This window comes from Streptomyces sp. NPDC021212, from assembly GCF_044332925.1.
Taxonomy (GTDB): domain Bacteria; phylum Actinomycetota; class Actinomycetes; order Streptomycetales; family Streptomycetaceae; genus Streptomyces.
Map to the genome: position 1 here is coordinate 1 of NZ_JBIRPZ010000027.1, position 21,860 is coordinate 21,860.

Genomic DNA, 21,860 nt, shown 5'->3' on the forward strand with positions numbered 1-21,860 from the left:
ACCGCGCTCGCTCGCCTGCACGTGACCGGCATCGCCGTCGACTGGCGGGCGTTCTACACCGGCACCGGCGCGCGGCAGGTCGAACTGCCCACCTACGCCTTCCAACGGCAGCGGTACTGGCCCGAGGCGGCTCGGAGCGCGGGGACCGAGGCCGGGATGGCCGTGGACGGGGTCGACGCGGAGTTCTGGGCCGCGGTCGAGAGTCAGGACCTGGAGGCCCTGGCGGCCCGCCTGGAGATCGACACGGACGCGTTGGACGGCGTGGTGTCCGCGCTGTCGGCTTGGCGTAACCGGAGCCGGACCCGGTCGGCGGTGGATTCGTTGCGGTACCGGGAGACATGGCAGGCGTTGAGCGGCACGCTGCCGACGGCGTTGTCCGGGACCTGGTTGGCCGTGGTCCCGGCAGACGAGGCCGAGCACGAATGGGTCCGGTTCGTGCTTGCCGCGCTGGGCGGGGACGTGGTGCGGGTGCTGGTCGAAGACGCCGAGCGCGCGCCGTTGGCCGAGCAACTGGCCCGGCAACTGGCCGAGTTGACCGCGCAGGGTGTGGCAGAGCCCTCGGGCGTGGTGTCTCTGCTCGCGGCTGACGAATGGGCTCGTTGGTCGGGGGTGCCCGCCGGTGCGATGGACACGGCGGTTCTGGTGCAGGCGCTGGAGGATGCCGGGATCGGGGCGCCCGTGTGGGCGGTGACTCGCGGCGCGGTGTCGGTGGAGCCCGCCGATCCGGTGAGCCACCCATTGCAGGCCGCGGTGTGGGGACTGGGCCGGGTCGCCGCGCTGGAGTACCCGGAGCGTTGGGGCGGACTGCTCGATCTGCCGCAGGAACTCGACGACCTGGTCGTGCGACGGTTGGTCGGGGTGCTGGCCGGGCCGGGTGATGAGGACCAGGTCGCGGTTCGCGCCTCGGGCGTCTACGGCCGTCGGTTGGTGTCCGCTCCCGCGCCCACCCCGTCCGTCGATCCCACGCTCACCCCCACCGTCGAGGGTGAGGGCGCGACGTGCTGGGACCCGTCGGGCACGGTGCTGATCACCGGTGGTACCGGCGCGCTGGGTGCGCACGTGGCCCGGTGGCTGGCCGAACGCGGCACGGAACACCTGCTGTTGGTGAGCCGCCGTGGACCGGGCGCGCCGGGCGCACCGGAACTGGAGGCGGAGCTGACCGCACTGGGCGCCCGGGTCACGGTCGTGGCCTGCGATGCCGCCGATCGGGCCGAACTGGAAGCCGTACTGGCCGCCGTCCCCGCCGAGTTCCCGCTGACCGGTGTGGTGCACGCGGCCGGGGTGCTGGACGACGTGATGCTGGACGGTCTGACCCCGGAGCGGTTCGAGGGAGTGTTCCAGTCCAAGGTCGCTCCGGCGCTGCTGCTGGACGAGCTGACGGCCGACCGCGATCTGTCCGTGTTCGCGCTGTTCTCATCGGTGGCCGGCGCCCTGGGCAACCTCGGCCAGGCGAACTACGCGGCCGCCAACGCGGTGCTGGACGCGCTGGCCCTGCGGCGCCGGTCGCGAGGTCTGCCCGCGACCTCGATCGCCTGGGGCGCCTGGAGCGGCGACGGCATGGCCGCGCGGGCGCGGCACGCGGGGACTACGGCGCTGGAACCGCGGCTCGCGCTGGAGGCCCTGTCCGAGCTGGTGGCCGAGCCGTACGCGACCACGGTGGTCGCTGATCTGGGCGACAAGCAGGTGCTGGAGGCGCTGTTCAGCCTGCGGTCCATCGCGTCGCTCACGACGCTGCCCGGCGCGCATGAGGCCGCGGAGACGGTCAGGGAAGCGCGGCGCGAGAGCGAAACGGCGGCATCGGCACTGCGCGAGCGTTTGCACGCGGCCCCGGAGAGCGGACGGCTGCCGGTGCTGCTCGACCTGGTCCGTACCCATGCGGCCGCCGTGCTCGGGCACCCCGGCCCGGATGCCATCAAGCCGGACAGGGCCTTCCAGGACCACGGGTTCGACTCGCTGACCGCCGTGGAACTGCGCAAGCGGCTCGGCCTGGTCACCGACTTGACCCTGCCCAGCACCATGGTCTTCGACTATCCGACCCCCATCGCGCTGGCCCGATATCTGCGGGCGGAGCTGCTGAGCGACGCCGCCGACGGCACCGACACCACCGATACGTACGGCACGGGTGCCGCACCGGCCGCGCCCACCGACGACGAGCCGATCGCGATCATCGGGATGAGCTGCCGCTTCCCCGGTGGCGTCAACTCGCCCGAGCGGTTCTGGGACCTTGTCTCCTCCGGGGTGGACGCGGTCTCGGAGTTCCCGGTCAACCGTGGCTGGGACACCACCGGCCTGTACGACCCGGATCCGGACCGCAGTGGCACGACCTACTCCACACAGGGCGGGTTCCTGCACGACGCGGGCGCGTTCGACCCGGTCTTCTTCGGCATCTCGCCGCGCGAGGCGCTGGTGATGGACCCGCAGCAGCGGCTGCTGCTGGAGACCGCGTGGGAGGCCGTCGAACGGGCCGGGATCGACCCGGCCGCCCTGCACTCCACCCTGACCGGCGCGTTCATCGGCTCCAGTTACCAGGACTACGGCCGTGGCGCGGGCGACGGCACCGAGGGCCACATGGTCACCGGGTCCATCCCGAGCGTGCTGTCGGGCCGCGTGGCGTACGCGCTCGGTCTCGAAGGCCCGGCCGTCACGGTCGACACAGCCTGCTCCTCGTCGCTGGTCGCCCTCCACCTGGCCTGCCAGAGTCTGCGCGACGGCGAGAGCTCGCTCGCGCTGGCCGGGGGCGCCACGGTAATGACGACGCCGGACGCGTTCGTGGCGTTCAGTCGCCAGCGCGCGCTCGCCGCCGACGGCCGTTGCAAGGCGTTCTCCGACGGTGCGGACGGCATGGCGCTGGCCGAGGGCGTCGGGCTGCTGCTGGTCGAGCGGCTGTCGGACGCGCGGCGCAACGGGCATCCGGTGCTCGCCGTCATCCGCGGCAGCGCGATCAACCAGGACGGCGCCTCGAACGGACTGACCGCGCCCAACGGCCCCTCCCAGCAGCGGGTGATCCGCAAGGCACTGGCCACCGCGCGGATCTCGCCCGCCGAGATCGACGCGGTGGAGGCACACGGCACCGGCACGCCGCTCGGCGACCCGATCGAGGTGCAGGCGCTGCTGGCGACCTACGGCCGTGACCGGGATCCGGAGCGGCCGGTGTGGCTGGGGTCCGTGAAGTCGAACATCGGCCACACCCAGTCGGCGGCGGGTGTGGCGAGTGTGATCAAGATGGTGATGGCGCTGCGGCTCGGCGTTCTGCCGCAGACTCTGCATGTTGACACGCCTTCGTCGCATGTGGACTGGTCCTCGGGGGCGCTCCGGTTGCTGGCCGAGCCGGTGCCGTGGCCGGAGACCGGGCAGCCGCGCCGGTGCGCGGTGTCGTCTTTCGGGATCAGCGGTACGAACGCGCACGCGGTGCTGGAACAGGCACCGGTCGAACCGGACCCCGAACGCGAACCCACCCCGGCTCCGTTGCCGTCCGAGCAGGCTCGGGAACTGGTGCCATGGGTGCTGTCGGCCCGGGACGGAGCCTCGCTGCGCGACCGGGCGGCAGACCTGGTATCGCACGTCGAAGCCGCTCCGGTGGACGTCGCCGATGTCGGCTTCTCCTTGGTGACATCGCGGTCGGTGTTCGAGCGGCGCGCGGTGGCCGTGGGCGCGGACCGCGCCGAATTGGTGGCCGCACTGGGCGGGTTCGCCGATGAGGACCTGTCGGCTCCCGTGGTCCGGGGCGAGGCCGATGTCGAGGGGAAGACGGTGTTCGTCTTCCCCGGGCAGGGCACGCAGTGGGCTGGAATGGGCGCCGCTCTGCTGGAGCGGTCACCGGTGTTCGCCGAGCGGCTCCGCGAGTGCGCGACGGCCCTGGGCCGGTTCGTGGAGTGGTCGCTGGAGGACGTACTGCGGCAGGAGCCCGGTGCGCCGTCGTTGGAGCGCGTCGACGTCGTGCAGCCGGTGTCGTTCGCGGTGATGGTGTCGCTGGCGTCGGTGTGGGAGTCGTACGGCGTCATCCCGGACGCGGTCGTCGGCCATTCGCAGGGCGAGATCGCGGCGGCCGTGGTCGCGGGCGCGCTGTCCGTCGAGGACGGTGCCCGCGTGGTGGCGTTGCGCAGCCAGGCGATCGGCCGGCGCCTCGCGGGGCGCGGCGGCATGATGTCGGTGGCGCTGTCCGCCGACGAGGCCCGGTCCCGGCTGGAGGCTTGGGACGAGCGGTTGTCGATCGCGGCCGTGAACGGCCCCGGTGCCGTGGTGGTGTGCGGCGATCCGGAAGCGCTGGACGAACTGTCCGCCCGCCTGACCGAGGAGGGCGTACGGGCGCGGAAGATCGCTGTGGACTACGCCTCGCACTCGGCGCACGTCGAGGATCTGCGCGACGAACTGCTCACCGAGCTGGCGCCGATCACCCCGCGCGCCTCGCTCGTCCCCCTGCTGTCCACCGTGACCGGTGACTGGCTCGACACGAGCGGCATGGACGCCGAGTACTGGTACCGCAACCTCCGCCGGACCGTGCGCTTCGCGCCCGCGGTCGCGCAGCTGCTGGAAGAGCAGCACCGCGCGTTCATCGAGGTCAGCGCCCACCCGGTGCTGACCATGGGGGTGCAGGCCCTGATCGACGAGGCCGCGGTGCCGGCCGTGGCCGTCGGCACCCTGCGCCGTGGCGAGGACGGGCCGCGACGCGTGCTGACGTCCCTGGCGGAGGCGTACGTACGGGGCGTACGCGTCGACTGGACCGCCGCCTTCGGGACGGCGGCCAAGCGGGTCGACCTGCCCACGTACCCTTTCCAGCACCAGCAGTTGTGGGTACCGCCGGTCGAGGCCGAGCGGGTCGAGGCGGCCGACCCGGCGGACGCCGCCTTCTGGGCCGCCGTCGAGCGCGCGGACCTCGCGGGTCTGACCGAGAGCCTGGACGTCGACGAGGAGGCCCTCGCGGCGATCCTGCCGGGACTGACCGCCTGGCGCCGTCGCAAGCACGAGCAGTCCACCGTGGACGACTGGCGCTACCAGGTCACCTGGACGCCGCTGCCCGCCCTGCCCCGGGCGACGCTCTCGGGCACCTGGCTGGTCGTCACCGCCGAAGGCGAAGGCCGTACGGGCGAGGGTGGTATCGGCGACGACGTGGTGGCCGCGTTGCGGGCCCACGGCGCACGCGTACGCCGGGTGGCGCTGGACGAGTCCTGCCTGGACCGTGCCGTGCTGGCGTCCCGACTGGCCGACGCGGTCGAGACGGATGAGGCGGACGGGGCAGACGAGACCAACGGCATCGCCGGGTTCGTGTCCCTGCTGGCCGCCGCCGAGGAGCCGTGCCGGGCGTATCCCGAGCTGGCCGCCGGCACGGCCCTGGGCGTTGCCCTCGTACAGGCCCTGGAGGACACCGGTGCCGAGGCACCCCTGTGGTGCCTGACCCGGGGCGCGGTCGCCACCGGGCGTTCCGACCAGGTCACCCGCCCGGTCCAGGCGCAGACGCTCGGCGTGGGCTGGACCGCCGCGCTGGAACACCCGCGCTTCTACGGCGGAGCGGTGGACCTGCCGGAGACCCTGGACGAGCGGGGCGGGCAGCGGCTGGCGGCCATACTGGCCGGAGCCGGGCCCGGGGCCGGACCGGAGACCACGGGCGGCGAGGACCAGCTCGCCCTACGCACCTCCGGTGTGCTGGCCCGGCGCATCGTGCGCGCCCCGGCCGGCGACCGCGAGCCGCGCCGGACCTGGGAACCGCGCGGCACGGTGCTGGTCACCGGCGGCACCGGCACGCTGGGCCCGCATGTCGCGCGCTGGCTGGCGAACCAGGGCGCCGAACGGATCGTCCTGGTCAGCCGCCGGGGCATGGCCGCGCCCGGCGCCGCCGAGCTGGTGGATGAATTGGCCGGGCAGGGCACCGAAGCCACCGTCGTCCCCTGCGACATCACCGACCGCGAGGCGCTCGCCGCGCTGCTGGACCGGCTGACGGCCGAAGGCCACACCCCGCGCACCGTCATTCACGCCGCCGCCGTCATCGAGCTGCACACGCTGGCGGAGACGGACATGGCGGCGTTCGCGAGGGTCATGCACGCCAAGGTCGCCGGTGCGCGGAACCTGGACGAGCTGCTGGCGGACACCGAACTCGACGCCTTCGTGCTGTTCTCGTCCGTCGCCGGCATGTGGGGAAGCGGTCAGCACGCCGCGTACGTGGCGGGCAACGCCTACCTCAGCGCGCTGGCCGCCCACCGGCGCGCCCGCGGCCTGACCGCGACGTCCGTCCACTGGGGCATCTGGGCCAACGAACTCGGCATCGGCCGGGTCGCCCCGGACCAGATCCGGCGCACCGGCCTGGAGTTCATGGACGCGGGCCTCGCGCTGACCGGGATGCGGCGCGCGATGGACGACGACGAGACCGTGCTCGCGATCGCCGATGTCGACTGGGACCGCTACTACCCGGTGTTCGGCTCGGTCCGCCCGACGCCGCTGTTCGACGAGGTGCCCGAGGTGCGGCGGCTGGTCGAGGCCGCCGAAGCGCAGGCCGGGCAGGCGGGCAGCGGCGAGTTCGCGGCGAAGCTGGCCGCTCTGCCGCCCGCCGAGGCGGACCGGCTGCTGCTGGACACCGTACGAGGCCAGGCCGCTGCCGTGCTCGGCCATGGATCCGTCGAGACGGTGGCCGAGCGGCGCGCCTTCCGGGAGGTCGGCTTCGACTCCCTGACCGCGGTCGACCTGCGTAACCGGCTCGCCGCGATCACCGGGCTCAGCCTGCCCGCGACCATGGTGTTCGACTACCCGACCCCGGTGGCGCTGGCCGAGTTCCTGCGTAGCGGGATCACCGGCGACCAGCAGCGGACCGCGGCCCCGGCCGTGTCCGCCACCACCGACGAGCCGATCGCCATCATCGGCATGAGCTGCCGCTACCCGGGCGAGGCCAATTCGCCGGAAGAGCTGTGGGAACTGGTCATGGGGGGCGCGGACGCGATCTCCGGATTCCCGGCCGACCGCGGCTGGCCCACCGACACCCTGTACGACCCGGACCCGGACACCCCGGGGCGTACGTACTGCGCGCAAGGCGGTTTCCTGCACCACGCCGCCGACTTCGACCCCGCCTTCTTCGGCATCTCGCCGCGCGAGGCGATGACCATGGACCCGCAGCAGCGACTCCTGCTGGAGACCGCGTGGGAGGCGTTCGAACGCGCCGGGATCGTCCCCGACACCGTGCGTTCCACCCTCACCGGCGCGTTCATCGGGGCCAGCTACCAGGACTACCAGGCAGGGGGCCCGCCCAGCGGCGACGGCGCGGACGGCTCGGAGGGCCCGGACGGGCACGCGGTCACCGGCACGCTGTCCAGCGTGCTGTCGGGCCGGGTCTCCTACCTGCTGGGCCTGGAGGGCCCCGCGGTCACCCTCGACACCGCCTGTTCCTCCTCGCTGACGGCGTTGCACCTGGCCTGCCAGTCGCTGCGCAACGGCGAGAGCACGCTCGCGCTCGCCGGTGGCGTGAGCCTCATGTCCACGCCGAACACCTTCATCGGCTTCAGCCGCCAGCGGGCGCTGGCCCCCGACGGACGCTGCAAGGCGTACGCGGACTCCGCCGACGGCATGGCGCTCGCCGAGGGCGTGGGCATGGTGCTCGTGGAGCGGCTGTCGGACGCCCGGCGCAACGGGCACCCGGTCCTCGCGGTGGTCCGTGGCAGCGCGGTCAACCAGGACGGCGCGTCCAACGGCCTGACCGCCCCCAACGGGCCGTCCCAGCAGCGCGTGATCCGGCAGGCCCTGGCCAACTCGGGGCTGTCCGCGGCGGACATCGACGCGATCGAAGGCCACGGCACGGGTACCGCGCTCGGCGACCCGATCGAGGCGCAGGCGCTGCTGGCGGCCTACGGACAGGACCGGACGCGGCCGCTGCTGCTGGGCTCGGTCAAGTCCAACATCGGACACACCCAGGCCGCCTCCGGCGCGGCGAGTGTGATCAAGATGGTGATGGCGCTGCGCCACGGCGTCCTCCCCCCGACCCTGCACGCCGACACCCCGTCGTCCCACGTGGACTGGTCGGCGGGCGCGGTGGAACTGCTGACCGAGCCCACCGACTGGCCGCAGACCGGGCGGCCGCGCCGGGCCGGCGTGTCCTCGTTCGGTATCAGCGGTACCAATGTGCACACCGTTCTCGAACAGGCACCGCTCGTCGAGGAACCCGCCGAGCCCGCGGCCGGGCCTCGCGCGGAGATCGTTCCCGTCGTGCTGTCCGGCCGTACCGACGACGCGCTGCGGGCGCAGGCCGGCCGGCTGCTGTCCCTGGTCGAGGACCGGCCCGGAACGCACCTCACGGACCTGGCGTACTCACAGGCGCTGTGCCGGTCGAGCTTCGAACGCCGCGCGGCCGTCATCACCCGCGACCAGGACGGTCTGCGCCGCGGCCTGCTGGCGCTGCGGGACGGCCTGAGCGACGCGAGCGTGGTGCACGGCGGCGGGGCCGGCACGGGCCGGGCCCGGCTCGCCTACCTGTTCACCGGGCAGGGCGGCCAGCGTCCCGGCATGGGACGGGAGCTGTACGAGCGGTTCCCGGTGTTCGCCGACGCGCTGGACGCCGTACTGGCGCACCTCGACACCGAGCTGGCCCGCCCGCTGCGCGAGGTCATGTTCGCGGACGACGGCACACCCGAGGCCGCGCTGCTCGACCGGACCGGCTACACCCAGCCCGCACTGTTCGCGATCGAGGTGGCGCTGTTCCGGCTGCTCGAATCCTGGGGCATCGCACCCGACTACCTCGCCGGGCACTCCGTCGGTGAACTGGCCGCGGCACACGTCGCGGGCGTGTTCTCGCTGGAGGACGCGTGCACGCTGGTGGCCGCACGCGGGCGGCTGATGGAGGACCTGCCCGCCGGAGGGGCCATGGTCGCCGTCGAGTCCACCGAGGACGAGGTCGCTCCGCTGCTCACCGACCGCGTGTCCATCGCCGCCGTCAATGGCCCGGCCTCGCTGGTGATCGCCGGGGACGAGGACGCCGTCGAGGCGATGGCGGCCGGCCTGGCGGCGCGCGGCAGGCGGACCAAGCGGCTCCGGGTGAGCCACGCCTTCCACTCGCCGCGCATGGACGCCATGCTCGACGACTTCGCCGCCGTCGCCGCGCGCGTGACCTACCACGCCGCGGCGATCCCCCTCGTGTCCACCGTCACCGGCGAACTCGCCACCGATGAGGAGCTGGGCTCCGCGGACTACTGGGTGCGGCACGTCCGCCGCACCGTCCGCTTCGCCGACGGCATGGCCACCCTCGCCGGGCGGGGCGTACGCACCTTCCTCGAGCTCGGCCCGGACGGGGTGCTCAGCGCCATGGCCCAGGACTGCCTGGACGACGAGGCACGGGCACGCACCGCAGTGATCCCGGCACTGCGCCGTGACCGCGACGAGGTGCCCGCCATCACCGCCGCGCTGGCGGGCGCGCACGTGGACGGCGTGCCCGTGGACTGGTCCGGCTTCTTCGCCGGAATGGGCGCACGGCGCATCGAACTGCCCACCTACGCCTTCCAGCGCCGGCGGTTCTGGGCGGAGCCCGCACTTCCGGCGGCGCCCGCCGCCGGGGACGGAGCGGACGCCGACTTCTGGTCCGCGGTGGAGCGCGAGGACACGGACTCGCTGGCCGCCACCCTCGACCTCGACGCCGAGGCGGTGAGCGTGCTGGCCCCGGCGCTGTCGTCGTGGCGCCGTCGCCGCCGTGACAGGTCCAGCGTCGACGCACTGCGCTACCAGGCGATCTGGAAGCCGGCGAGCGCCACGCCGACGTCGCAGGCCCTGCCCGGCCGGTGGCTCGTGCTCACCCCGGCCGGGTCCGGCGACGACACGTGGCAGACCGCTGTGATCGACGGCCTCGGCGCGCCGACCGTACGCGTCGAGGTCACCGCGGCCGACCGCGGATCGCTCACCGAGTGGCTGCCCGAGGGCGAGTTCGCCGGGGTGCTCTCCCTCCTCGCGCTCGATGACGACGACGCGTTGGACGGTGGCGGGGGCTCTGCCCGCACGGCCACCGCGTTCCAGGCGCTCGGCGACGCCGGGATCGACGCCCCCCTGTGGTGCGTCACCCGGGGCGCGGTGTCCGTCGGCCGCTCCGAGCCGGTGCACAGCCCGGCCCAGGCCGCCGTGTGGGGCCTCGGCCGCGTCGTCGCACTCGAACACCCCCGGCGCTGGGGCGGGCTGATCGACCTGCCCGAGCGGATCGACCCGGCCACGGTGCGCCGGCTCCGGAGCGTCCTCGCGGACGCCGGCACGGACGCCGAGGACCAGGTCGCCGTACGCGCCTCCGGCGTGTTCGCGCGCAGGCTCGCACACAGCCCGGTGACGACGGACGACAGGGCCGGGCGCGAGTTCACACCGCGCGGCACCGTCCTGGTCACCGGCGGCACCGGCGGCCTCGGCGGACACGTCGCCCGCTGGCTGGCCCGCGAGGGCGCGGACCATCTGCTGCTGATCAGCCGACGCGGACCGGAGGCGCCGGGCGCCGACGGTCTGCGGCGGGAACTCACCGAACTCGGCGCCCGGGTCACCATCACGGCCTGCGACGCCGCTGACCGGGACGGACTCGCCGCGGTCCTCGCGGACATTCCCGAGGACTGCCCGCTCACCGCGGTCATGCACACCGCGGGCGTGATCGAGGACCGCGTCGTGGACGACCTGACGCCGGATGATTTCGCGGCCGTACTGCGCGCCAAGGCGGTGTCCGCGCGGAACCTGGACGAACTGACCCAGGACGCCGAGCTGTCGGCATTCGTGCTGTTCTCCTCGACGGCCGGCGTCATCGGCGCCGCCGGGCAGGGCAACTACGCCGCCGCGAACGCCTACCTGGACGCCCTCGCGGAACACCGCAGGACCCGGGGCCGCGCCGCCGTGTCGATCGCCTGGGGCCCGTGGGCCGGATCGGGCATGGTCGGCGGCAGCGCCGTGGGCGGCGGCATGGACGCCGACCACGACAGCGGCGAGATCGAACGGCGGGTACGGCGTGGCGGATTCACGCCCCTCGCACCGGACCTGGCCATCTCCGCGCTGCGCGCCGCCGTCGAGCACGACGACACCGCCCTCACCGTCGCCGACATCGACTGGGGCCGCTTCGTCCTCGCGCACACCTCCGCCAGGCCCGCCCCGCTCGTCGGCGACCTGCCCGAGGTGCGGCAGGCCCTCGTGACCGACGGCGGCGCCGCCGCGGCCCGTATGCCCGGCGAGTCGGAGCTACGGCAGCGGCTGGCGGGCATGCCCGACGCCGAGCGCGGCAGGTTCCTGCTGGATCTGCTGCGCACCCAGGTGGCCGCGGTGCTCGGCCACGCCGACGCAACCACCGTCGAGGCCGACTGGACCTTCCGGGACCTGGGCTTCGATTCGCTGACCACGCTGGAACTGCGCAACGGGATCGCCACGGCCACCGGGCTGACCCTGCCCGCCTCGCTGGTGTACGACTACCCGACCCCGCAGGAACTGGCGGAGTTCCTGCTCGCCGAGTTGCTCGGATCGCTGCCGGAGCGGGCGGACCCCGCCACCCGGCCGGCGGACCCCGCCACCCGGCCCACGGCCGACGACCCGATCGCGATCGTCGGCATCGGCTGCCGCTTCCCCGGCGGCGTGACCTCGCCCGAGGACTTCTGGCAGCTGCTCTCGGAGGGGCGCGACGCGATCTCGCCGTTCCCGACCGACCGGCACTGGGACCTGGACGCGCTGGCGGCCGGGTCGTCCATCACCCGCGAGGGCGGATTCCTCAGCGGCGTGGCCGAGTTCGACGCCGGGTTCTTCGGGATCTCGCCCCGCGAGGCGCTTGCCATGGACCCGCAGCAGCGGTTGCTGCTGGAGACCTCGTGGGAGGCGCTGGAACGGGCCGCCATCGACCCCGGCGCGCTGCGCGGCAGTCAGACGGGCGTCTTCGTCGGCACCAACGGCCAGGACTACACCACCGTGCTGCGGGCCGGTTCCGAGGACGTACAGGGGTACGCGGCCACCGGCAACACCGCGAGCGTGCTGTCGGGACGCGTGTCGTACGTGCTCGGCCTCGAAGGCCCGGCGGTCACCGTCGACACCGCCTGCTCGGCCTCGCTGGTCGCCCTGCACTGGGCCACCCGGGCGCTGCGCGGCGGCGAGTGCTCGCTGGCGCTCGCCGGTGGCGTGTCGGTGATGTCGGGCCCGGACGCCTTCGTGGAGTTCAGCGCCCAGGGCGGGCTGGCCCCGGACGGCCGCTGCAAGGCGTTCTCGGCCGACGCGGACGGCACCTCCTGGTCGGAGGGCGTCGGCGTGCTCGTACTGGAACGGCTTTCCGACGCGATACGCAACGGGCACGAGGTCCGCGGCATCGTGCGCGGTACCGCCGTCAACCAGGACGGCGCGTCCAACGGCCTCACCGCCCCCAACGGCCCCTCCCAGCAACGCGTCATCCGGCAGGCGCTGGCCGACGCGGGGCTGGCGTACACCGACGTCGACGCCGTCGACGCACACGGCACGGGCACCACGCTGGGCGATCCGATCGAGGCGCAGGCGCTGCTGGCGACCTACGGCCAGGACCGCGAGCGCCCCCTGCTCCTGGGCACGGTCAAGTCGAACCTCGGTCACACCCAGGCAGCGGCCGGTGTCGCGGGTGTGATCAAGATGGTCCTGGCGATGCAGTGGGGCACGCTGCCCGAAACACTGCACGCGGACGCCCCGTCCCCGCACATCGCCTGGGCCTCGGGGGAACTCGCGCTGCTCAGCCGTCCCACCGCCTGGCCCGAGACCGGCGGACCTCGCCGGGCGGGCGTGTCGGCGTTCGGCATGAGCGGCACGAACGCCCACGCCATCATCGAACAGGCACCGGCGGACACGCGGCGACCGGAAACCGAACCCGCCCGGACCGTACCCGCGGTAGTGCCGTGGCTCGTCTCCGGCAAGACCGCGGAGGCGCTGCGCGCCCAGCTCACGCGGCTCACGTCCTTCACCGAGCACCACCCCGAGCTGCCCGCCGTCGACGTGGCCTACTCGCTGGCGACGGCCCGCTCCGCCTTCGCGCACCGCGCGGTGCTGCTCGCCACCGAGGACGGAGTGACGGAGGTCGCGCGCGGCGTGGCACGCGGCGCGCGCGGACCGGTCGCCTTCCTGTTCTCGGGGCAGGGGAGTCAGCGGCTGGGTATGGGGCGGGAGCTGTACGGGCGTTTCCCGGTGTTCGCGGAGGCGCTGGACGCCGTGCTGGCGCAGTTCGATCCTTCGCTGCGGGAGGTGCTGTGGGGCGGGGCGCCGGAGGTGCTGGATCGGACCGGGTTTGCGCAGCCCGCGTTGTTCGCGGTGGAGGTGGCGTTGTTCCGGCTGGTCGAGTCGTGGGGTGTGGTGCCGGATTATGTGGCCGGGCATTCGATCGGTGAGGTCGCGGCGGCGCATGTGGCGGGGGTGTTCTCGCTGGAGGATGCCTGCCGTCTGGTGGCGGCTCGGGCGCGGTTGATGGATGAGTTGCCGGCCGGTGGGGCGATGGTGGCGGTTGAGGCGGCCGAGGATGAGGTGGTGCCGCTGCTGACCGACGGGGTGTCGGTGGCGGCGGTGAACGGTGTGGGGTCGGTGGTGGTGTCCGGTGAGGAGGGCGCGGTCCTGGCGATCGGGGCCCACTTCGAGGGTGAGGGGCGCAGGACGAGCCGTTTGCGTGTCTCGCACGCGTTCCACTCGCCGTTGATGGACCCGATGCTGGAGGAGTTCGGCCGGGTGGCCGGGGAGTTGGAGTTCCGTGAGCCGCGGCTGGCGGTGGTGTCGAACCTGACCGGCACGGTCGCCACCGCCGGTGAGCTGTGCTCGCCGGAGTACTGGGTCCGGCACGTCCGGGGGACGGTCCGCTTCGCCGACGGCATCCAAGCCCTGCGCGAGGCGGGCGTGGGCGCGTACGTCGAACTCGGCCCGGACGGGCAGCTGTCCGCCGCGACGGGGCAGCTGGTCGAAGGCCCGCTGGTGGTGCCGGTGCTGCGCCGCGACCACGGTGAGGAAACCGCGCTGGTGACCGCGTTGTCCCGGCTGCATGTGCACGGCACTTCCCTCGACTGGCGCGCCTTCTTCGCCGGGACGGGCGCGGGATGCGTCAGCCTGCCGACGTACGCCTTCCAGCGTCGGCACTTCTGGCCCGAACCGGCGACGCCGAGCGCGTCGGCCGACCCGGTCGACGCCGAGTTCTGGTCGGCGGTGGAGCGCGAGGATCCGGCGGCACTGGCCGAGACGCTCGGCCTCGACGGCGACGCGGCGAGCGCGATGGCCCCGGCACTGTCGGCGCTCTCGTCGTGGAACCGCCGCAGGCGCGAGGTCGCAGTCGCCGATGGCTGGCAGTATCGGGTGAGCTGGGTGCCGGTGCCGGTGCCGGACGTGGTCGCCGAGCAGCCGGGTCGGTGGCTCGTGCTCGCGGAGGCGGATGACCCTTGGGCTTCCGCCGCCGTCGATGCCCTGGGTGGTGACGCGCCGGATGCTGAGGCCGTCTGCGTGGTCCGCCGGGTGTCCGACGCCGACCGTACCGACTTCACCGGCGTGGTCTCGCTGCTTTCGTCCGAACCCGGTCCGCTGGAGCTGCTGGAGGCGCTGGCGGAGGCCGGGATCGCCGCGCCGCTGTGGTGCGTTACGCGGGGCGCCGTGAAGACGGGGCCCGGTGACCGTGTCGATGACGCCCGTCAGGCGGCGGTGTGGGGTGCGGGGCGGGTGGCCGCGCTCGAACGGCCCGAACGCTGGGGTGGCGTGATCGACTTGGTCGAGGCGCCGGACGCGCGGTTCGCCGCGCTGCTCGGCTACGCCTCCGATGGGCCTCTTCCGCTGCCCGCCCCGGAGGACGAGCTCGCGGTGCGGCCCTCCGGGGTGTTCGCGCGGCGCCTCGTCCGGGCCACGGCGCCCGCCGGGAGCTGGACCCCGTCCGGCACCGCGCTCGTCGTCGGCACCGGACCGATGGGCGTCCGGGTCGCCCGCTGGCTGGCCCGGGAGGGCGCCGGGCATCTCGTCCTCATCGGGCGCGACACAGCCGGCCTGACGGATGCGGATCTCGCTGCCGAGTGGGGAACCCCGGTCACCGTACTGGCCTGCGACACCGCTGATCGCGACGAGCTGGAGGCCGTACTGGACGCCCTCCCGTCCGGTGAGCTGACCGCCGTCGTGCACGCCGAAGAGCTCGTCGGCGCCACGTTCTCCGAAGCGCTCGGCGGAGTGACGAACCTCGACGATCTGCTCGCCGACCGTGAGTTGGACGCGTTCGTCCTGTTCAGCTCGGTCGCCGGAGTGTGGGGGGTACGAGGCCGAGGCGCCGAGGCGGCCACGGGGGCCGTTCTGGAAGCCATGGCGCAGCGGCGCCGCGACCGTGGCATGGCCGCGCTGTGCGTCGCGTGGGGTGCGTGGGCGGAGGTCACCGAGCGGTCGACGACCGGCCACCTCCGGGCGAGCGGGCTGCCCGTGCTGGACACGGAGGTGGCGCTCGCGGCCCTCGGCCGTGCGGTCGCGAGTGGCGAGGCATCGCTGACCGTGGCCGACGTGGAGTGGGACAGCTTCGCGCCCGCCTTCACCGCGGCTCGGCCCGGCGCGCTCCTGGCCGACCTGCCGGAGGCTCGCGCGGCGCTCGACGCCGCGCTACGGGACGGCGAGACCGCCGGCATCGCAGGGATCGCGGGCACCGAGGGACCTGCGGCGACCGAGCTTCGGGACAGGCTGCTCGGCCTGCCCGAAACCGAGCGATTCGGCGAACTGCTCGCCGTGGTGCGGGAGAAGAGCGCCCTGGTGCTGGGGCACACCGACGCCGGTGCCGTCGAGGCCGATCTGCCCTTCCGGGACCTCGGGTTCGACTCCCTGACCGCCGTCGACCTGCGCGACCAGCTCACCAGGGCGACCGGACTGAGCGTGCCCGCCACCGCCGTATTCGACTTCCCGACCCCGAACGAACTGGCCGACCACCTGCTGACCGCCCTGCTCGGCGAGCGGACCGCCCCGGCCGCCCCGGCCGCCCCGGCGGCGCTGTCCGCCCGTACGGCCGACGACCCGATCGCGATCGTCGGCATGAGCTGCCGCTTCCCCGGCGGGGTGCGGTCGCCGGAAGACCTCTGGGAACTCGTCCTGGCCGGCACCGACGCCGTCGGTGACATGCCGGTGGACCGAGGCTGGGACTTCGACGCCCTTCTGAACGGCGACACGGGAGGCAACGGCGCAAGCGTCACCCGCAGCGGCGGCTTCCTGCACGACGCGGCCGACTTCGACCCCGGCTTCTTCGGGATCTCTCCGCATGAGGCCCTGGTGATGGACCCGCAGCAGCGCCTCGTACTCGAATCGGCCTGGGAAGCCCTGGAGCGGGCGGGAATCGACCCGGCCGCGCTGCGCGGGACCGACACCGGAGCGTTCGTCGGCGGCGGCAGCGGCGACTACCGCCTGCCCGAGCACCTCGGCCGGTGGGAGACCGCGCAGTCGGCGAGCCTTCTCTCCGGCAGGCTGGCGTACACCTTCGGGCTCCAAGGCCCCACCGTCTCGGTGGACACCGCCTGCTCGTCGTCGCTGGTCGCTCTCCACCTGGCCGCGCAGGCGCTGCGGTCGGGGGAGTGCTCGGTGGCGCTGGCGGGCGGCGTGACCGTGATGGCGACCCCGGTCGGCTTCGTGGAGTTCAGCGCACAGGGCGCGCTCTCGCCGGACGGCCGTTGCAAGGCGTTCTCCGAGGACGCGGACGGCACGGGCTGGGCCGAGGGCGTGGGCATGCTGGTGATCGAACGCCTCTCGGACGCGCGCCGCAGCGGTCACCCCGTGCTCGCCGTACTCCGCGGCTCGGCGATCAACCAGGACGGCGCCTCCAACGGTCTCACCGCGCCGAACGGACCGTCGCAGCAGCGGGTGATCGAGCGCGCGCTGGCCGCCGCCGGACTCTCGCCCGCCGACATCGACGCGGTGGAGGCGCACGGCACGGGCACCACGCTGGGCGATCCGATCGAGGCACAGGCCCTGCTGGCGACCTACGGGCAGGACCGGACGCGTCCGCTGCTGCTCGGCTCCCTGAAGTCCAACATCGGGCACACCCAGGCCGCCTCGGGCGCGGCGGGGGTGATCAAGATGGTGCAGGCGATGCGGCACGGCTTGCTGCCGAAGACTCTGCACGCGGACACGCCTTCGTCCCATGTGGACTGGAACGCCGGTGCGGTCCGGCTGCTGACCGAACCGGCCCAGTGGCCGGACCCCGGCCGCCCGCGCCGGGTGGGCATCTCCTCGTTCGGCGCCAGCGGGACGAACGCGCACGTGATCCTGGAGCAGGCACCGCCGACCGAGGAACCCGCGCGACTGTCTCCCGCCGACGGTGAGACCGTTCCGGTCCTGTTGTCCGCCAGGACGCCGGACGCCTTGCGGGCGCAGGCACGACGCCTGTTCGCCCACGCCGACGCGCGGCCCGGGCTCGAGTGCGCCGACGTGGCGTACTCCCTGGCCACCACCCGCTCGCTGTTCGAGCACCGGGCCGCGCTGCTGGCCACCGACCGAAGCGAGCTGCTGGCCGCACTGGCCGCCCTCGCCGACGGCGAAGACGGCCCGCACATCCTCCGCGCGGATGCGCCACGCCCCGGGAAGCTGGCCTTCCTGTTCTCGGGGCAGGGGAGTCAGCGGCTGGGTATGGGGCGGGAGCTGTACGGGCGTTTCCCGGTGTTCGCGGAGGCGCTGGACGCCGTGCTGGCGCAGTTCGATCCCTCGCTGCGGGAGGTGATGTGGGGCGGGGCGCCGGAGGTGCTGGATCGGACCGGGTTTGCGCAGCCCGCGTTGTTCGCGGTGGAGGTGGCGTTGTTCCGGCTGGTCGAGTCGTGGGGTGTGGTGCCGGATTATGTGGCCGGGCATTCGATCGGTGAGGTCGCGGCGGCGCATGTGGCGGGGGTGTTCTCGCTGGAGGATGCCTGCCGTCTGGTGGCGGCTCGGGCGCGGTTGATGGATGAGTTGCCGGCCGGTGGAGCGATGCTGGCGGTTGAGGCGGCCGAGGATGAGGTGGTGCCGCTGCTGACCGATGGGGTGTCGGTGGCGGCGGTGAACGGTCCGGGATCGGTGGTGGTGTCCGGTGACGAGGATGCCGTTCTGGCGATCGGGGCCCACTTCGAGGGTGAGGGGCGCAGGACGAGCCGTTTGCGTGTCTCGCACGCGTTCCACTCGCCGTTGATGGATCCGATGCTGGAGGAGTTCGGCCGGGTGGCCGGGGAGTTGGAGTTCCGTGAGCCGCGGCTGGCGGTGGTGTCGAACCTGACCGGCACGGTCGCCACCGCCGGTGAGCTGTGCTCGCCGGAGTACTGGGTCCGGCACGTCCGGGAGACGGTCCGGTTCGCCGACGGGGTCCGCGCCCTGGCGGACCGCAAGGTCACGGCGCTACTGGAACTCGGCCCGGGCAACGTACTGCTGGGCATGGCCCGCACCACCCTGCCCGACGACGCTGCCGCGGTGCCGACGCTGCACCCGGAGCGGCCGGAGCAGGCGTCCGTCGCGGCGGCCCTGGCCCGGCTGCGGCTGCGCGGTGTCACCGTCGACTGGCAGTCGTACTTCGCGGGAACCGCGCGGCAGGTGGACCTGCCGACCTACGCCTTCCAGCACGAACGGTTCTGGCCGGACGCCACGCCCGCGCCCGCGTCCCGTACGAGCGAAAGGGACGGGGCAGGCCAGGCGGACGACGCCTTCTGGTCCGCCGTCGAGGGCGCGGACTTCGCCTCGCTCGGAGCGGCGCTGAACGTCGAGGACGACGCGCTGTCGCGGGTGCTGCCCGCGCTGCTGGACTGGCGCAGGCAGCGCCAGGAGGAGTCCACGCTGGACGGCTGGCGCCACCGCATCGTCTGGAAGCCGGTCTCCGGTGCTCCCGCCGACACCCCGACGGGGACGTGGCTCGCCGTCCTCCCCGCCGCGTACGCCGACGACCCGTGGGCCACCGCGGCCCTGGACGCGCTGGGCACCGATGTGGTGTGCGTGCCGGTCACTGCGTACGACCGCCAGAAGCTGGCGGCCGGCCTCCGCGACCACGCCGACGCCCATTCCGGTGCCTACGCCGGTGTGCTCTCCCTGCTGGCACTGGACGAAGCGGATTCCGGCACCGGTGCCCCCTCCGGCACGGTCGGCACCGCCACGCTCGTGCAAGCGCTGAGTGACGCCGGGATCACCGCCCCGCTGTGGTGCGTGACGCGCGGTGCGGTGTCGGTCGGGCGCTCGGATGCGGTGACCGGGCCGGTGCAGGCGGCCGTCTGGGGCCTGGGCCGGGTCGTCGCGCTGGAGTACCCGGACCGCTGGGGTGGTCTGATCGACCTCCCGGGCGAACTCGACGAGCGGGTCGCCGCCGGATTCGCCGCCGTGCTGGCCGGATGGGACGGCGAGGATCAGGTAGCGGTCCGCAAGAGCGCGGTATTCGGCCGACGGCTGATCCCGTCCCCCGCCGACCGGCCCACCGAACGGCCCGACCGGCACGCCGCCGCGCCCACCGGCGCGGGGGCCTGGGAGCCGACCGGAACGGTCCTCATCACCGGTGGCACCGGTGCGCTCGGCGGACAGGTCGCCCGGTGTCTCGCCCGCGCGGGTGCGCCGCATCTGTTGCTCGCCGGGCGACGGGGCTCCCAAGCGCCGGGAATCGGCGCGTTGTCCGAGGAACTGGCCGCGCTCGGGACGCGGGTCACCGTCGCCGCGTGCGATGTCGCCGACCGGGCGCAGCTGACCGCGCTGCTGGAGGGCGTTCCGGCCGAACACCCCCTGACCGGGGTGGTGCACACCGCTGGTGTGCTGGACGACGGCGTGCTCGACCGGTTGACCCCGGAGCGGTTCGGGACCGTGTTCCGGTCCAAGGTCACCTCCGCGCTTCTGCTCGACGAGCTGACGCGCGGGGCGGACCTGTCGGTGTTCGCGCTCTTCTCCTCCGCGTCCGCCGTCGTGGGCAACCCCGGTCAGGCGAACTACGCGGCGGCGAACGCCGTGCTGGACGCCCTGGCCGAGCAGCGGCGGGCGCATGGCCTGCCCGCGACCTCGATCGCCTGGGGTGCCTGGGGCGGTGGCGGCACGGCGGGGAAGGCCGAGGCCGAAGAGGCGGCCCGCCGGGCGGGGGTCCACGCGATGGACCCGGAGCTGGCGAGCGAGGCGCTGCGCCGGCTGGTGACGGAAGCGGATCCCACCGCGCTGGTCGCCGAGATCGCCCCGGAACGGTTCGCCCAGGCGTACGGCGCGGCCCGGCCGAGCCCGTTGCTCCGCGAACTGCCGGGCTACCAGGAGCTGGTGGCCGCACGCGGCGAACCGGCGGACTCCGCGGGCGACGTGCTGCGGGAGCGGCTGGTGAGGCTCCCCGCGGGCAGGCGTCTGGAGGCCGTGCTCGACCTGGTCCGCACCCGGTCCGCGTACGTACTCGGCTACCGCACCGCGGACGCGGTCGGCGCCGAGCGGCCGTTCCGGGACCTGGGGGTGGATTCCCTCGGCGCCGTCGAACTGCGCAACCAGCTCGGCGCCGCGACCGGCCTGAGCCTGGCGGCGACGCTGGTGTTCGACTACCCGACGCCCCTGGCACTGGCCGAGCACATCGCCGGACGGCTGGCGCCCGACGGCTCCGGGGCCGGGGCCCAGGACGCCGAGGTCGCCGAATCGGCCGAGGACGCGGAGATCCGGTCGTTGCTCGCCTCGGTGCCGGTCGGCCGACTCCGCGAGATCGGCCTGCTGGAGCCGCTGCTCCAACTGGCGGGCGACGGGACCGGGACCGGGGCCCCCGCATCGGACGCCGAACCGGACGAGGAGTCCATCGACGCCATGGCACTGGAGGACCTGGTACGCGCCGCCCTCCAAGGACAACCCGACGGTGAGTCACGCCGAGGACCCGACGACGACACGTTCCCCGACGACGAGTCACCCGAACGACGGAGGCAGTCATGAGCACGTCCGGCGAGCAGGTCGCCCAGGCACTGCGCGCGGCGATGAAGGAGACCGAGCGCCTCCGGAGGCAGAACCGGCATCTGATCGCCGCGGCCACCGAACCGGTCGCCGTCGTCGGCATGGGCTGCCGCTACCCCGGCGGCGTACGCTCCCCGGAGGACCTGTGGCGGCTGGTGGCGGCCGGCACCGACGCGATCTCCGGATTTCCCGTCGACCGTGGCTGGAACCTGAGCGCACTGCGCGGCGCCCAGGTCGACGAGCGCGGCAACGAGGTCAGCCGGCAGGGCGGATTCCTCGACTGCGCCACGGAGTTCGACCCCGGCTTCTTCGGCATCTCGCCGCGTGAGGCGCTGCGGATGGATCCGCAGCAGCGGCTGCTGCTGGAGACCTCGTGGGAGGCGATCGAACGGGCGGGCATCGACGCGAACCGCCTGCGCTCCAGCCGGACCGGCGTGTTCATGGGCACGAACGGCCAGGACTACGCGTACCTGATGGTGCGCTCGCTGGACGACGCGACCGGCGAGGTCGGCACCGGGATCGCGGCGAGCGCGGTGTCCGGGCGGCTGTCGTACACCCTGGGGCTGGAGGGGCCCGCGCTGACCGTCGACACGGCGTGCTCGTCCTCGCTGGTCGCCCTGCACCTCGCCACGCAGGCGCTGCGCGGCGGCGAGTGCTCGCTGGCGCTCGTCGGCGGGGTCAACGTGATGTCCACGCCGGGGCCGCTCATCGAGTTCAGCCGTCAGGGCGGCCTCGCCCGTGACGGGCGGTGCAAGGCGTTCGCCGACTCCGCCGACGGCACCGGCTGGTCCGAGGGTGTCGGCGTGCTGGTGCTGGAGAAGCTGTCCGACGCGCGGCGCAACGGGCATCCGGTGCTCGCCGTGGTGCGCGGCAGCGCGGTCAACCAGGACGGCGCGTCGAACGGGTTCACCGCGCCCAACGGCCCGGCGCAGCGGCGCGTCATCCGGCAGGCGCTGGCCGCCGCCGGACTCGCCCCGGCCGACGTGGACGTGGTGGAGGCGCACGGCACCGGCACGCCGCTGGGCGACCCGATCGAGGCGCAGAGCCTCCTGGAGACCTAC

General features: G+C 73.9%; 2 protein-coding genes (1 of these 2 running past the window's edge). Both read left to right on the forward strand.

Annotated features, from left to right (window positions below):
* Nucleotides 1-20,781 (forward strand): type I polyketide synthase (locus tag ACH4SI_RS41195; protein WP_398305911.1); only part of this gene is annotated, 20,781 nt, incomplete at its 5' end.
* A protein-coding gene (locus ACH4SI_RS41200) for a type I polyketide synthase (protein ID WP_398305914.1) crosses the window boundary here: on the forward strand, nt 20,778-21,860 show its start. The gene runs 15,039 nt beyond the window's last position; the window shows 1,083 of its 16,122 coding nt (coding positions 1-1,083); its start codon is at nt 20,778-20,780; its stop codon lies off the right edge, out of view. The genes ACH4SI_RS41195 and ACH4SI_RS41200, both read left to right, overlap by 4 nt.